Annotated in this window: 16 protein-coding genes; 8 read left to right on the top strand and 8 right to left on the bottom strand. The window is 63.6% G+C overall.

All coding sequences use genetic code 11. From position 1 onward, the window contains the following. Window positions 1–25: 25 nt before the first annotated feature. From hpf to NGR_RS11425, 4 genes are all read left to right on the top strand, one after another. Entirely contained in the window at window positions 26–598 is a 573-nt protein-coding gene (gene hpf / locus NGR_RS11440) for a ribosome hibernation-promoting factor, HPF/YfiA family (protein ID WP_012706605.1), read from the top strand. A 173-nt stretch (window positions 599–771) separates the two neighbouring features. Further along, a complete protein-coding gene (gene ptsN / locus NGR_RS11435; RefSeq protein WP_012706604.1) occupies window positions 772–1,236 on the top strand; it encodes a PTS IIA-like nitrogen regulatory protein PtsN in 465 nt (154 codons plus the stop codon). Between the two features lie 183 nt (window positions 1,237–1,419). Continuing rightward, window positions 1,420–2,187, top strand: coding sequence for an SDR family NAD(P)-dependent oxidoreductase (locus NGR_RS11430; protein WP_012706603.1), 768 nt, complete (start codon window positions 1,420–1,422; stop codon window positions 2,185–2,187). 12 nt (window positions 2,188–2,199) lie between these two features. Further along, a complete protein-coding gene (locus NGR_RS11425; RefSeq protein WP_012706602.1) occupies window positions 2,200–3,435 on the top strand; it encodes a D-arabinono-1,4-lactone oxidase in 1,236 nt (411 codons plus the stop codon). Window positions 3,436–3,742: 307 nt separating this feature from the next. On the opposite strand, the gene grpE is transcribed toward NGR_RS11425, so the two are convergent. Both grpE and hrcA read right to left on the bottom strand, forming a co-directional pair. Further along, on the bottom strand, window positions 3,743–4,369 hold the full coding sequence (gene grpE / locus NGR_RS11420; RefSeq protein ID WP_164924137.1) for a nucleotide exchange factor GrpE: 627 nt from the start codon (window positions 4,367–4,369) through the stop codon (window positions 3,743–3,745). Between the two features lie 157 nt (window positions 4,370–4,526). After that, complete coding sequence (hrcA, locus tag NGR_RS11415) at window positions 4,527–5,606, bottom strand: heat-inducible transcriptional repressor HrcA (RefSeq protein ID WP_012706600.1); 1,080 nt, start codon at window positions 5,604–5,606, stop codon at window positions 4,527–4,529. 158 nt (window positions 5,607–5,764) lie between these two features. Between hrcA and rph the strand changes: the two genes are divergently transcribed. From rph to hemW, 4 genes are read left to right on the top strand one after another with little or no spacing between them, the layout of a single operon-like run. After that, window positions 5,765–6,484, top strand: a complete 720-nt coding sequence (gene rph, locus NGR_RS11410; RefSeq protein WP_012706599.1) for a ribonuclease PH — start codon at window positions 5,765–5,767, stop codon at window positions 6,482–6,484. A gap of 49 nt (window positions 6,485–6,533) precedes the next feature. Continuing rightward, the gene (locus tag NGR_RS11405) at window positions 6,534–6,950 is read left to right on the top strand and encodes a VOC family protein (RefSeq protein WP_164924136.1); all 417 of its coding nucleotides are present in this window, start codon (window positions 6,534–6,536) and stop codon (window positions 6,948–6,950) included. 33 nt (window positions 6,951–6,983) lie between these two features. After that, window positions 6,984–7,628 (top strand): RdgB/HAM1 family non-canonical purine NTP pyrophosphatase, encoded by a 645-nt coding sequence (gene rdgB, locus NGR_RS11400; protein WP_012706597.1) that lies wholly within the window; start codon window positions 6,984–6,986, stop codon window positions 7,626–7,628. Window positions 7,629–7,635: 7 nt separating this feature from the next. Next, window positions 7,636–8,823, top strand: coding sequence for a radical SAM family heme chaperone HemW (hemW, locus tag NGR_RS11395; RefSeq protein ID WP_164924135.1), 1,188 nt, complete (start codon window positions 7,636–7,638; stop codon window positions 8,821–8,823). A 241-nt stretch (window positions 8,824–9,064) separates the two neighbouring features. Here hemW and NGR_RS11390 read toward each other — a convergent pair whose 3' ends face one another. The 6 genes from NGR_RS11390 to dnaA all read right to left on the bottom strand — a co-directional run bounded on the left by NGR_RS11390 (window position 9,065) and on the right by dnaA (window position 14,497). Next, window positions 9,065–9,679, bottom strand: a complete 615-nt coding sequence (locus tag NGR_RS11390) for a glutathione S-transferase family protein (protein WP_012706595.1) — start codon at window positions 9,677–9,679, stop codon at window positions 9,065–9,067. Window positions 9,680–9,811: 132 nt separating this feature from the next. Continuing rightward, window positions 9,812–10,675 carry a nuclear transport factor 2 family protein gene (locus NGR_RS11385; protein ID WP_012706594.1) on the bottom strand — a complete coding sequence of 288 codons (864 nt, stop codon included), beginning with the start codon at window positions 10,673–10,675 and terminating at the stop codon, window positions 9,812–9,814. 14 nt (window positions 10,676–10,689) lie between these two features. Then, window positions 10,690–11,172 carry an SRPBCC family protein gene (locus NGR_RS11380; protein WP_012706593.1) on the bottom strand — a complete coding sequence of 161 codons (483 nt, stop codon included), beginning with the start codon at window positions 11,170–11,172 and terminating at the stop codon, window positions 10,690–10,692. Between the two features lie 74 nt (window positions 11,173–11,246). Beyond that, entirely contained in the window at window positions 11,247–12,521 is a 1,275-nt protein-coding gene (locus NGR_RS11375) for an RNA polymerase sigma factor (RefSeq protein WP_012706592.1), read from the bottom strand. After that, on the bottom strand, window positions 12,518–12,892 hold the full coding sequence (locus NGR_RS11370) for a YciI family protein (protein WP_012706591.1): 375 nt from the start codon (window positions 12,890–12,892) through the stop codon (window positions 12,518–12,520). The genes NGR_RS11375 and NGR_RS11370 overlap by 4 nt, the downstream gene beginning before the upstream one ends. A 162-nt stretch (window positions 12,893–13,054) precedes the next feature. Next, window positions 13,055–14,497: a chromosomal replication initiator protein DnaA gene (gene dnaA / locus NGR_RS11365; protein WP_012706590.1), complete on the bottom strand. Its 1,443-nt coding sequence runs from the start codon at window positions 14,495–14,497 to the stop codon at window positions 13,055–13,057. Window positions 14,498–14,698 lie beyond the last annotated feature (201 nt).

The raw sequence follows: 14,698 nt of genomic DNA, 5'->3' as shown, positions 1-14,698 counted from the left end.
AGTCACGAACGAGAGAGGAAACTCCATGAGTGTGCGTGTATCCGGTAAACATATGGAAATCGGTGAATCGTTTCGCTCGCGCATAGGCGAGCAGATTCGTGAGGCCGTAGCCAAATATTTCGACGGAGGATATTCAAGCCAGGTCACTGTGGAAAAGTCCGGCTCGCGCTTCAGCGCCGACTGCAAGCTTCATCTCGATACGGGCGTGGTCTTGCAGGCGAACGGTCAGGCGAACGAGCCACAGGCGGCCTTCGACGCGGCCTCGGACCGCATCGAGAAGCGGCTTCGCCGCTACAAACGCAAGCTCAAGGACCATCACAACGGCAACGGTCAGAACGCCGCCGAGGTGGCCTACAGGGTAATGGACTCGGTTCCCTTCGAGGACGAGGAAGTTCCCGATGATTATGCACCGACCATCGTTGCCGAAAGCACGAAACAACTAAGGACTATGTCCGTCGCCAACGCCGTCATGGCTCTCGACATGACCGACGAACCGGTGCTGATGTTCCGCAGCCCCGGCAAGGACGATCTGAACATCGTCTACCGGCGCAACGATGGAAATATTGGCTGGATCGACGCCGCCAATATCAAAGGATGAGCGGGACTGGGGAATGCCGGCGCGGTCGGCTTCCCCGTTGCTCCGATCGGCGGGCCGCCGGGAAAGCACGTTTTTCCTGTGCATGGGACCCGCCAGGCTAAAGATGGTTAGAGCCATTGCGGCATATTTGTGATCAAGTTGTCGGGCCCTAACCGGCGAACGAGGATAAAAGAATGGCATTGGCAGGCTTGCTGCATCAAAATGCGATCATCCCGGCCATGAGGGCCAACTCGAAAAAACAACTCCTTCTGGAATTGGCGGCAAAAGCATCGAAACTCACCGGCCTGCCGGAGCGGGAGATATTCGACGTCATCCTCCAACGCGAGCGGCTCGGCTCAACCGGCGTCGGCAATGGCATCGCCATCCCGCACGGAAAGCTCGGAAATCTTTCCTCGCTCGTCGGCATTTTTGCGCGGCTCGATACGCCGGTCGATTTCGAGGCCCTCGACGACCAGCCGGTGGACCTCGTTTTCCTTCTGCTCGCCCCGGAGGGCGCCGGCGCCGATCACCTGAAAGCACTGTCGCGCATTGCGCGGGTGCTGCGCGACCACGACATGGTGACGCGGATCCGGGCGACCGATTCCGCCAGCGCCATCTACATGCTCCTCAACGAGGACACGACCTCGCACGCCGCCTGAAAGGCGGCCGCGGCCGGTGTGGCTTTGCGCGAGCCGAAACATTCAAATAATTCAATCATTACGCAGCTTCCGAGGTAGCTCCGAAAGATTGCTGTCGCCTATCCCGAGGGGGCTATCGACAGCTCCTCCGTCCTCAACAATAATCCTCCTCAGCATTCGAGCGGCGGCGGGGAGGAAGACATCATGACGGGCAGGCTTTCGGGCAAGGTTGCACTGATCAGCGGCGGTGCCGGCGGCTGCGGGCTGGCGGCGTCCGAGCTTTTCGCACGCGAGGGCGCCAAGGTCGGCATCGTCGACCTGCCGAAGAGCAAGGGCGAGGACGTTGCGGCGGCCATTCGCGCCGCAGGCGGTGAAGCCGTGTTCGCGGCCGCCGACGTCTCGATCTCGACGGAAGTGAGCGCTGCCGTACGTACCGTCGAAGATGCCTTCGGCCCAATTACCGTCCTCTTCAACCATGCGGGCATTCTCGCCGTAGGCCCCTTCCTCGAAACGGAGGAGGCGGAGTGGGACCGCCTGATGGCCGTGAATGTGAAAAGCATGTTCCTGATGACCAAGGCGGTTCTCCCCGGCATGCTCAGGGCCGGCGGCGGCAGCATTGTCTGCACCTCGTCGATTTCGGCCGTCGCGGCAACACCGATGGAAGTGCTTTACGACACCACCAAGGGCGCCTGCCACATGTTCGCCCGGGCGATCGCCGTCGAGTTTCGCGACCGGAACATCCGCTGCAATGCGGTCTGCCCGGGCTTCATCGCCACCGATCACGGCAAACGCGAGCTCGTCGGCCTGACCAAATACGGCGTCGATGTCTCCGAGGCGGCGATCGCCGCCCAGCAGGGACGGATGTGCGATCCGATGGAGGTCGCCAATGCCGCTCTGTTCCTGGCGAGCGACGAGTCGAGCTTCGTCAACGGCACGCACCTGTTCGTCGACAATTGCTTCACGGCGGTCTGAGGAGACGAGAGCATGCTTCAAGCGGGTGGTCATTGGCGCAACTGGGTCGGAAATCAGTCCTGCATCGTCCGTCACAGGGGCGCGCCGGAGAGCGAAGCGGAACTTGCCGAGATGGTGCGGGAAGCGACCTCGGCCGGCCTCAATGTGCGCTGCGCCGGCTCGGGTCATTCCTTCACCCCGGTCGCGCTGACGAGTGGCCTGCATCTGACGCTTTCCGGGATGCTGGGGGTCGCCAATATCGATCAGGCCCGCAAACGCGTCTCGGTGAGCGCCGGAACAACCATCAACCAGCTCGGCAAGGCGCTGAAGTCGAACGGCCTGTCGCTGATCAACCAGGGCGACATCGACAGCCAGGCGCTCGCAGGCGCGTTGACCACCGGCACGCATGGCACCGGCGCGGCGCTCGGCAACATGGCATCGCAAATCGTCGGCATGCGCCTCGTCCAGCCGGACGGCTCGATCCTCGTCGTCGACGAGATGACTCCGGATCTCCTGGAGGCGGCCCGCGTCTCCGTCGGCATGCTCGGGGTCATCTCGGAAATCACCCTGCAGGTGATGGACAGCTACAACCTTCACGAAAAGTTGTGGCGCTGCGATTTCGACGAATGCATGGAGCAACACGACGAACTCGCCGCCAAGCACCGGCACTTCGGCTTCTTCTGGTGCCCGGTTCCCGAAAGCCGTCATTGCTACTGCCTGCCCGACACCTCGTCCGTCTCGACGACGGAGAAGACGGCTGACGTCTGCGAAATGAAGGTGATCGACATCACCGACCGGCCGCCGACGGAGGGCACCTTCGAACGGATCGCCTATTCCTCGGAAATCTACCCGATCGAATATGTCCCGAACTTCCACGAACTCGAATATGCCGTGCCGGTCGCGCACGGCAAGGAGGCCGTCAAGGCCGTGCGCAAGTTGATGCTCGAAAAGCACCCGACCTGCATCTACCCGATCGAATACCGGTTCACCGCCGGCGATTCCGGCTGGATCAGCCCCTTCTACGAACAGGACTCGATCACGCTCTCCGTTTCCGGCGAGCCCGGCACCGACTACTGGGAATATCTGAAGGACGTCGACACGATCCTCAGGCAATACGGCTCGCGCCCGCACTGGGGCAAGCTGCACTTCCTCGGCGCCGAGGACGTGACGGCGCTCTATCCGCGCTCCGCCGATTTTCGGGCGTTAAGGGCAAAGGTCGATCCGGAAGGCCGCTTCCTCAACGACCATCTGCGGCAGCTTTTCGCCTAAGTCACCCCTCCCCAACCCCTCCCCACAAGGGGGAGGGGCTTCCTGGGCCGCATCGTCTCCATTCATTTTCGCCGGTGTTCCCCGCCTCGAAGGCTGTTTAGGTCTCGACTCCGGTCTGTTCCGTTGAGCCGAACGCGACGAAAAGAAGGGCGGGAAAGGCACGGCACCAAAAGCCCCTCCCCCTTGTGGGCCCTTGTGGGGAGGGGTTGGGGAGGGGTCTTGCCCGTCAACCGGAACGCGCCATAGCCAACGAAAACGCCGCGCACTCTATGGCATGCGCGGCGTTTCAAATAGGTGCGTGGCACGCTCAGGCCGCCGGCGTCTCGCTTTCCGCAGCCACGATCTTCGGGCCGCCCTTGGCGACGCCGACCATGGCCGGGCGCAGCACGCGCTCGCCGATCGTGTAGCCGGCCTGGACGACCTGGACGACGGTGTTGTTCGGAACCTCCGGGTTCGGAACCTCGAACATGGCCTGGTGGAAGTTCGGATCGAACCTCTGGCCGGTCGGGTCCAGTTGCTTGACGCCATGGCGCTCGAGTGCCGCCAGCATGGAGCGTTCGGTCATTTCGACGCCTTCGATCAGCGCGGTGAGACCGGCGTCGCCGGATTCCCTCGCCTCGGCCGGAATGGCTTCGAGCGCCCGGCGCAGGTTGTCGGAAACGGCCAGCATGTCGCGCGCGAAGCCGGCGACGGAATAGGACTTGGCATCCTTCACGTCGCGCTCGGTGCGGCGGCGCAGATTGTCCATTTCGGCGGCGAGGCGAAGATATTTGTCGCGCAGGTCCGCGCTCTCCGCCTTGGCGAGTTCCAGAGGATCCGGTCCAGCGGCGGAAGCACCCGCTTCCGGTTTTTCCGCCGCCTCCGGCCCGGTTGCCTTCACAATCTCTTCGGGCGCTGCGGCCTCAGTTCCGTTCTTGTTCGTTTCGTCGGTCATGACGTTCTCCGAATGTCTTGTCTTTGGCGTGTTCGGCATCATCAAACCAGCGGAAGTCGCTTTGCTTGAACGTTCTGTTGCCTGGATTTGAAGCCGATATCGAGGTTTGAGCCCGAAAAATCAAGGGTCCATCGGTCCATCATCGAAAAGGAATCGCTCAGCGCGACAGCCGCGACATCAGCTGGGCGGTGTAGTCCACCATGGGGACGATCCGCGAATAGTTGAGCCGCGTCGGGCCGATGACCCCGACGGCGCCGACGATACGGTCGTCGCTGTCGCGATAGGGAGCGACGATCAGCGACGATCCGGAGAGCGAAAACAGCTTGTTTTCCGAGCCGATGAAGATGCGCACGCCCGGACCGCTTTCGGCAAGATCGAGGAGCTCGATCAGGCTGTCCTTCTTTTCGAGATCGTCGAACAGCATGCGCAGCCGCTCGATGTCTTCCGTACCTTCCAGCCCTTCGAGCAGGTTGGCGCGGCCGCGCACGATAAGGCGCGCCGGCTTCTCGTCGCCCTCGCTGCCCGACCAGATTGCCAGCCCGCGCTCAACCAGATCCTGCGACAGCGCGTCGAGTTCGCCGCGCACCGTCTCCTTGACCTTCTCGAGCTGGGACCGCAGTTCGGGAATGGTTTGCCCGGCAAGATGCGCATTGACGAAGTTTGCCGCCTCGGTGAGCTGCGCGCTGGTGATGCCCGCCGGCAGCTCGATAATCCGGTTTTCCACTTGATCGTGGTCGCCGACCAGGACCGCAAGCGCCTTGGTCGGCGCGAGCCGAATGAACTCGACATGCTTCAGCACCGGGTCGCTTTTGGTGGTGATGACCAGGCCGGCGCCGCGGGACATGCCGGAAAGCATCTGGCTTGCCTCGGCAAGAAGGCTGTCGATCGGCTGATCACGGTCGGCGCGCCGCACCTGCCGCTCGATCGAGGTCCGCTCTTCGGCGGAAAGGTTGCCGACCTGCATGAAAGCATCGACGAAGAAGCGCAGCCCCGTCTGGGTCGGCAACCGCCCTGCGCTGACATGGGGCGAATAAATGAGGCCCAGATCCTCGAGATCGCTCATCACATTGCGCACCGAGGCGGGCGACAGCGACATCGGCAGGAGGCGCGACAGATTGCGGGATCCGAGCGGCTCGCCGCTTTCCAGGTAGGTCTCCACGATGCGGCGGAAGATCTCGCCGGAGCGCTCATCCAGCGTCGATGCGATCCCCTTCTTTTCAGGGTTGCGCAGTACCATGTCACTCCATGCAAACAACCGTTCGTGTCCTCCGCAGAATATAGTGGTCGCGCGGGGCAATGGCAAAAGGGAAAAATCACTCCCCTGCCCCGATATCAACTGGTTCCCTTTACCCCCGCCATGATCTAGAAGGCTCAGCAGAACGACAGGAGTTTACGATGCGGCCATCCGGCAGAAAAACCGACCAAATGCGCAAGGTTTCCTTCGAGCGCAATTTCTCCAAGCATGCGGAGGGTTCCTGCCTCGTGCGCTTCGGCGACACGCATGTGCTCTGCACGGCGAGCCTCGAAGATAAGGTTCCCGCCTGGCTGCGCAACGGCGGCAAGGGCTGGATCACGGCAGAATACGGCATGCTGCCGCGGGCGACCGGCGAGCGCATGAGGCGCGAAGCGTCCACGGGCAAGCAGAGCGGCCGCACGCAGGAAATCCAGCGGCTGATCGGCCGTTCGCTCCGAGCCGTCGTCGATCTGCCGGCGCTCGGCGAGCGTCAGATCTCGATCGACTGCGACGTCATCCAGGCGGATGGCGGCACCCGCACCGCCTCGATCACCGGCGCCTGGATCGCGCTGCACGACTGTCTGAAGTGGATGGAAGCGCGCAACATGATCAAGGTCGAGAGGGTACTCAAGGACCATGTCGCCGCGATTTCCTGCGGCATTTTCGCCAACCAGGCGGTGGTGGACCTCGACTATCTCGAAGACTCGGCCGCCGAAACCGACGCCAATTTCGTCATGACGGGCAGCGGTGGCCTGGTCGAGATCCAGGGAACGGCGGAAGGGAAGCCCTTCTCCGAGGAAGAATTCGCAAGCCTGATGCAACTCGCCAAGGACGGCATTGCCGAACTCGTCGCGTTGCAGAAGCAGGCGGTCGCCGGCTAGGGCGTGCGGGCGGTTTGCGCCCTGGCACTGCAAGCTGAGAGGAACGACGTTGGCTGCGGCTCTTGAAGGCATCCTCGAAACCGCGCTCTACGCGGACGATCTCGACGCCGCCGAGGCGTTCTACGGCAACGTCCTCGGGCTCGCCCGGATCACCCGCGTCGGCAACCGCCACGTCTTTTTCCGCTGCGGCGACGGCGTGCTGTTGATCTTCAACGCGGCGGAAACGGTGAAACCGCCCGCTGCCGGCGCGCTGCCCGTGCCGTCGCACGGCACGCAAGGCAAGGGTCACATGTGCTTCCGCGTTGGAGCGCCGGCGCTCGAGGCCTGGAAGGCGAAGCTGGAGGCGGCCGGCGTGGCGATCGAGGCGGATATCCGCTGGCCGAACGGCGCCCGCTCGTTCTATTTCCGCGACCCGGCCGGTAACAGCCTGGAGTGCGCGGAACCTGGCCTGTGGGACATCGATTGATGGGCTTTGAAAGTTTGGACGGAACGGAACCAGATGCGCAAACTCGTTGACAAGACGCTCGTGGTCGCGAGCCACAATGCCGGCAAGATCCGCGAAATCCGCGACTTGATCGGGCCGCTCGGCTTCGAAGCCAAATCAGCGGCCGATCTCAATTTCGTCGAGCCGGACGAGACCGGCACGACCTTCGAGGAAAACGCGACGATCAAGGCGCTCGCCTCGGCCAGGGCCTCGGGTCTGCCGGCCCTTTCGGACGATTCCGGCCTTGCCATCGATGCGCTCGGCGGGGCGCCAGGCGTCTACACGGCAAACTGGGCGGAGCGCGACGACGGCAGCCGCGACTTCGCCATGGCGATGGAAAAGGTCGAAAGAGAGCTGAGCGAGAAGGGCGCGACGAAGCCGGAAGAGCGGACGGCGCGTTTCGTCTCGGTGCTCTGCCTTGCCTGGCCGGATGGACATGTCGAGCTCTTTCGCGGCGAGGTCGAGGGCCATGTCGTATGGCCGCCGCGCGGAACCAGCGGCTTCGGCTACGATCCGGTCTTCCAACCCACGGGCTACGACACCACATTCGGCGAGATGAGCGCGGAAGAGAAGCACGGCTGGAAGCCGGGCAACAGCGAAGCCCTGTCGCATCGCGCCCGCGCCTTCAAGCTGTTTGCCGAGACCTGCCTCGGCGCCTGAGAAGCCAATGATCCAGACGGCCTCGCTTTCGGCAATCGGTGACGACATGGACCCCGGCTTCGGGGTCTATGTGCACTGGCCGTTCTGCGCGGCCAAATGCCCCTATTGCGACTTCAACAGCCATGTCCGTCACCAGCCGGTGGACCAGCCGCGCTTCGTCGCCGCCTTCCTTCAGGAGATGGCGTCCGTGGGGGCCCTGTCCGGCCCGCGAACCGTGACCAGCATCTTCATGGGCGGCGGCACGCCATCGCTGATGGAGCCGGCGACGGTCGCGGCGATCCTCGACGGCATCGCCCGGCACTGGCATGTGCCTGACGGTATCGAGATCACCATGGAAGCCAACCCTTCGAGCGTCGAGGCGACGCGCTTCCACGGCTACCGGGCGGCGGGCGTCAACCGCGTCTCGCTCGGCGTCCAGGCGCTGAACGACCGCGACCTCAAATTCCTCGGCCGCTTGCACAATGTGGAAGACGCGCTGAAGGCGGTGCGGCTGGCGCGCGAGATCTTCCCGCGCATGTCCTTCGACCTGATCTATGCGCGGCCGAAGCAGACGGTCGAGGAATGGGAGCGCGAGTTGAAGGAGGCGGTCTCCTATGCCGTCGACCATCTGTCGCTCTATCAGCTCACCATCGAGGAAGGCACGCCCTTCTTCGGCCTGCACAAGGCCGGCAAGCTGATCGTTCCGGACGGGGAACAATCGGCCGTGCTCTACGAGGCGACGCAGGAGATCACCGCGGCGATCGGCATGCCGGCCTACGAGGTCTCCAACCACGCCCGTCGGGGAGCAGAGAGCCGCCACAACCTCACCTACTGGCGCTATGGCGACTATGCGGGGATCGGCCCGGGCGCCCATGGGCGGCTGACCGCCGGCTCCGGCAAGATCGCGACCGCAACGGAACGGAACCCGGAAGCGTGGCTGCGGCTCGTCGAAGAGCGCGGTGACGGCATCACCGAGCAGGAACCGCTCGATCGCGAAGCCCAGGCCGACGAACTGCTGCTGATGGGTTTGCGGCTCCGGGAAGGCGTCGATCTCGCCCGCTGGCAGGGCCTCTCCGGTCGCGATCCGGATCCCGAACGGGAACAGTTCCTGATCGAGCACGGCTTTGTCGAACGGCTCGGCAATTCGCGGCTGCGCTGCACGCCGGCCGGCATGTTGATCCTCGATGCCGTCGTCGCCGACCTCGCCTGCCCTTAGAGCATTTGCAGTCAGGTGGAATCACCCGACGTCGCACAAACGCGGCAAAAACAAAGGCTTAGAGCGGCGGCGAGCGCATCCCGCTCTAGATCACGTTCGTGATTTTAGGTCGGATCGCCCTAAAATCACGAACGTGATCGATTCTAATAGGTTAGAGCGGGATGCGGGCGGAAAACCGCACACACTTTTCCTCATCCCGCTCTAGAACCGGCAGATCATGCCCGCCGGCTGCAGGTTGCGATCAATCCTGCGTTTCGCCCGACAGCGGTGTAGCGACCATCGAGGCACGCTGCTCGAAGGCGTCGAACCAGCGCGTCAGGCGCGACCGGTCGCGAAATGACGGAAGAGCGCGAAAAGCCATCCACGACAGTGTCGTGGCCAGTGCGATCTGGCCGACATCGATGTCTTCCTCAGGAAGAAACGTCGTGTCGAGCCAGTCGTAGGTCGCCTCGATCTTCTCTTCATAGCCCTTGGCAAGCGCCGGCCAGCGCAACTGTTCCGGGCGGCGTTCCCACTCCCAGCGAAGCCCGATCCCGGTCTGGGCAAGGACCTGTGCCACCGATTGCAGCCGCAACGCCCGCCACCGCGGCTCCCCGCTTTCGGGAATGAGCTTGCGTCGCTCGTGCAAGGTGTCGAAATAGGCACAGATGACATCGGAATCGAAGATCGGCTCGGCGTCACTGCGCAGCAGGACCGGAACCTTGCCGAGCGGATTCTCGGCATAGACGTCGTCATTGCGCCGTGTCGGGCTCGTCTCGTGGTGGACGACTTCCAGGCGATCGGCAAGACCGATCTCATGGGCGAACACGAGCGCCTTGCGGGCGAAGGGGGAATGGGTCTGGTAGTAGAGGATCACTTATGCCTCGGGTGCGTTGGCTGTTGACGTTCCCGAAGAATAGTTAATCGGCCGCAAGAATTGCGCTCTGTTTCGCCGCCCGCCGCGCAAGTTTGTTTCACGCGCGGCGGCAACGCATGCCCGCCGGTTGGCTCAGTTGCTCTTCTTCACAGGCGCGACAATGCCCCAGGTGATGCCGAACGGATCGCGGAGCTGGCCGTAATAGTCGCCCCAGAAGGCGATCTCCAGCGGCATCGTCGCCTCCGCACCGGCCGCGACCGCCCGTTCCCACCAGGCATGGGCGTCGTCGACGATGAGATGCAGGACGAAGCCCTCCGGCGGCTTCCAGGGAAAGCCGAATTCCGGGAAGGGGTCGTTCAGCATTAGCGCGCCGCCGTTGATCGTCAGGTGGCAATGGATCAGGCGCTTGCCGTCCTCAGCATATTTGCGGTCCTCCTCCCTGGCGCCAAAGGCGCGGCCGTAGAACTTGGCGGTCGCATCCGCATTTTCGACGTTGAGATAGGCGATGACGCCGGCCATCGGCGGATGCGAGGGCGCATTCCAGTCGACCTGCGACGTCGGGTCGAGATCGATCGCCGCCTTGAAGCTTCCGTCCATATAGAAGGGGACCGACTCGTGCTGGTGGGCGATCTTCCATCCCTTGTCGGTGCGTTCGAGGCCCAGCGTCAGCCGGTACCAGAGCGATACCTTCGCACCATCCTGCTTCTCGCCGGAGAGATGCGCCAGCGCCGTGGCGAAGGCGATGTCCCCGCCGGATGAAATCTCGAGGTCCTGAAGCTGGTAGCCGAGCGGCCCCTTCCAGGTGGAAAACCACTGTTCCAGGCCGCCGGGGTCGGCGTCCGAGGCCTTCAGCGGCGGTGCCAGCGAGTAGATGACGCAATCCTGCGTGCCATGCGAAAGGACACGGCCAGCATCCTTCCGCCGCAGGGCCCCCGCCCAATCTTCGATTGCCGCCCGAATATCGGCGACGCTTGCTGTCCTCGCGTTGGTGGACATGATCGATCCTCCTCTCAGAGTTTTGCGACGAGTGCGGCGAGCTGGTCGGCGCACTGGCCCCAGCCCTCGTGAAAGCCCATCTTCTCGTGCGCCTCACGGTCCGCGGTGCTCCAGTGGCGGGCGCGGGCGGTGTAGCGGGTCTTGCCGCCCTCCTCCTCGAAGGTCAGGATCGCTGTCATGAAGGGCTTTTCAGAGGGCGTCCAGGCTTCCGTGTAGGCATCGCTCATCACCAGTTTCTCGTTCGGCACGACCTCCAGATAGACACCCTGATTGGGATAAAGCTCACCCTCCGGCGAGCGCATCACGAAGCGGTTGGTGCCGCCCGGTCGGACATCGAGCTCCGCTTCGGTGATCGTCCACGGCAGGGGTGCGAACCACTGCTTCAGGAGCTCAGGATCCGTGAAGGCCCGATAGACCTTTTCGCGCGGTGCGTCGATCAGGCGGATCAGGACCAGGTCGCGTTCGTCGGCGGGCCTGGTGTCGGTTGCTGCGGTCATTTGCAATTCCTCCTTGGTGGGTTCGAACCTAGGACGACCGGAAAGAGCGGACTCCGACAGCGACCGAGGATTTTTTATTGCTGGTCTTCGTGAAGGTGGGAGGCGCCTGCCTCTCCCGCAAGGTGGTCAAGCTGCTTGCGGATATAGGCGGCCTCCGCCGCATTGGTGGCGAGCGCGATCGCCCGGTCGAAGGCGACGCGCGCCTCACGAGCCCGGCCCATTTGCTTGAGCAGGCCGCCGCGCAGGCCGTGGAAATAGAAATAGCCGGAAAGCCGGTCGGCAAGCGGCTCGACCAGCGCCAGTGCCGCCTCCGGCCCGTCGCGCTTCGAGACGGCCACGGCCCGGTTGAGCGTGACGACGGGTGACGGCTGCAGGCGCTCGAGCGCCCGGTAGAGCAGCTCGATTTCCTCCCAATCCGTCTGTTCCGAGCGTTCGGCGCGTGCATGCAGCGCTGCAATCGCCGCCTGGACCTGGTAGGGGCCGGGGCGGCGGTGGCGCATCGCCTTGTCTATCATCGCCAGTGCCTCGGTGATCATCGGCAGGCTCCACAGCTGCCGGTCCTGATCCTCGAGCAGGACGATGGCGCCATGGGCATCGAAGCGGGCGCGCGCACGGGAATGCTGGAGAAGCAGGAGCGCCGTCAACCCCATAATTTCCGGCTCCGCCGGAAACAGCCGCAGCAGCAGCCGCGCCAAACGGATCGCCTCGTCGCAGAGATCGGCGGAGACCCCTTCCGGACCGTTCATGGCCGAATAGCCCTCGTTGAAGACGAGATAGATCATCATGGCGACCGCCGCGAGCCGCTCGGCGCGCTCGGAGGCATCCGGCGTTTCGAACGGGATGCCGGCCGCCGTGACCCGCGCCTTGGCACGGGTGATGCGCTGCTCCATCGCCGCCTCGCCGACAAGGAAGGCGCGGGCGATCTGCTTGACGGAAAGCCCGGACACGATGCGGAGCGCCAGGGCGATCTGCTGGGTCGCCGGCAGGACCGGATTGCTGCAGACGAAGAGCAGCCGCAGGATATCGTCGCGGTAGTGCGCCCCGTCGAGGCGGTCCGCAAGCTCGCTTTCGCGGTCCTCGATATCCGAGAGCAGCTCTTCCGGCGGCAGCGCCGTCTCGCGCGATTGCCGCCGCACCCGGTCGATACCGCTGTTGCGGCCGACGAAGATCAGCCAGGCAGCCGGGTCGCGCGGCGGCCCGTTTGTCGGCCAGGTCTTCAAGGCCCGGATGCAAGCCTCCTGGAACGCTTCCTCCGCCAGATCGAGATTGCGGAAATAGCGCAGCAGAGCGCCCATTGCCTGCGGCCGCGCCGAAACCAGGGCAAGGTCGATCCAGGCGGTGTCGGTCATGGGGCAAGCTCACCTGGCTTATAGAGGGAAAGGGGGCGGATCTCGTAGGAGCCGGCAGCCGGGTTGGCGGCACTCAGCTCACGTGCAAATTCGAGCGCCTCGTCGAGCGATGCGCAGTCGATCAGATAGAAGCCGAGCAGTTGCTCCTTGGTTTCGGCAAAAGGGCCATCGATGACGACGGTCTCGCCGGGCCTGTGGCGCAATGTCGTCGCGGCGGTCGTCGGCAGGAGCCGTGCCACGGGGCCGAGCTTGCCGGCCTCGACATATTTGCGCTGGACGGCGGTCAGATCACGCATGACCTTGTCATCCTGCTCCTTGGTCCAGGCGCTGGTGACGTCTTCCGTATTATAGCAAAGCACCGCGTAAAGCATCGAGACCTCTCCCGCTTCGATTAAAAAACGAATGACGAAAGAGATAGCCGACAAGCGGGACGAAAAAAACACTGCCGCAATGATCGACGAAACCAACCGCGGTGGCGGTTGACAAAAAAGCCCGGCGGAGCCGGGCTTTCGTAACTACGAGCTTACCAATTTCTATTCATTGATCAGCCGCTTGAGCAGCTCGATCTCGTGGCTGAGTTTCGTGTCGCCGGAGATCAGCTCCTCGATCTTGCGCACCGCGTGCAAGACCGTCGTGTGATCGCGGCCGCCGAAGCGGCGACCGATTTCCGGGAAGGAGCGCGGCGTCAGCGTCTTCGACAGGTACATGGCGATCTGGCGCGGCTTGACGATGACGCGGGTTCGGCGGTTCGAAACCAATTCCTGGCGCGACACATTATAGTGCTTGGCGACAATGCGCTGGATATCCTCGATGCGGACGCGGCGCGGTTCGCCGGCATTGACCAGGTGTCCGAGCAGTTCGTCGACGCGCTCTATCGACAGTTGCGGCTCGAAGGACCGGCGAAACAGGAGCTGGTTGAAGGCCCCTTCCAGCTCGCGGCCGCTCGCCGTGACGCTTCGCGCCACATGGGAGAGAATCTCCTGCGGAATGTCGAGCGAGGTGTCGTCCTGACGGGCGGTATCCAGGCGGCGCTTCAGCATTTCGAGGCGCATGTCGTAATCGGGGCCCTCCATCTCGATCGCCACGCCGCCCTGCAGGCGGGAACGAACGCGACTGTCGAGCGATTCCAGTTCCCAGGGCGCCCGGTCCGCCGCCACGACCACCTGCTTGGCCGAGTCGAGCAGCATGTTCAGGAGATGGCAGAACTCATGCTGGATCGACTTTCCCTGCAGGAACTGCATGTCGTCGATGACGAGAAGATCGATGTTGCGCAGCGATTCCTTCAGCGACAGCGCGTCGTTGTCACGGATCGCCGTAGCGAAACGCCACATGAAATATTCGGCCGTCAGGTAGACGACGCGCGGCGCCCGGGCGCTTTGCAGGGCAGCAAGCGCGATCGCCTGCAGCAGATGCGTCTTGCCGAGCCCGACGCTCGAATGAATGAAGAGCGGATTGAAGCGCACGGCGCCGGCGCCGGCCTCGGCGATCGTACGTGCGGCGGCAAGCGCCACGCGGTTGGACGAGCCTTCGACGAAGCTCTCGAAATTGTAGCGCTGGTCGAGCGGCGAGCCGAACAGCGGCGCCTGCACCGGCTTTGCCGAAGCTGCGACCGTGGCGGCGGCAGCGGCGACCGGCTGGGGCGAGGCTGCGCGGCGGACCGGGGCAGCCGCCGCCGGTTCGGCTGCCGCAGCAACTGCCTCTTCGTGAACCGCCGGGCGCTGGCCGCGGGTCGCGGTGCGCACGAGAATCTCCACCTTGAGGATTTCACCGTCTTCCTGCTGGAAAAGACTGGTGATCAGCTCGAGATAGCGATTGTTGATCCATGACTTCAAGAACGTCGTCGGCACCGACAGGCGTACGACGCTTTTCGATACCGAATGGAGCTTGAGACGTCCGAACCAGCTGGCGAAGACATCCGGACCGACCTGGGCTTTTAGACGCGCACTTACCCGCTCGAAAAGTGCGTCATGCCGCATGTCGTGCTTTTCCCCCGCCGCCTGAGACTGCTTGCTTCCGGCCTGAATTCCTTCAGACGCCGTCGCCAAATTCATCTGCATGTTGCCGCCTTCCAATATCATTATCCGATGCCGTCATCGCTGCCGGCCTCATCCTTATGTCCATCGGACACGGCTGCCCTCAAAAGCCATGCCGCGCCCGATAGACGCCCTGTCGCAACG

The organism is Sinorhizobium fredii NGR234 (assembly GCF_000018545.1).
GTDB classification, from domain to species: Bacteria; Pseudomonadota; Alphaproteobacteria; order Rhizobiales; family Rhizobiaceae; genus Sinorhizobium; species Sinorhizobium fredii_A.
This window is presented reverse-complemented; position numbering and strand designations above follow the sequence as displayed.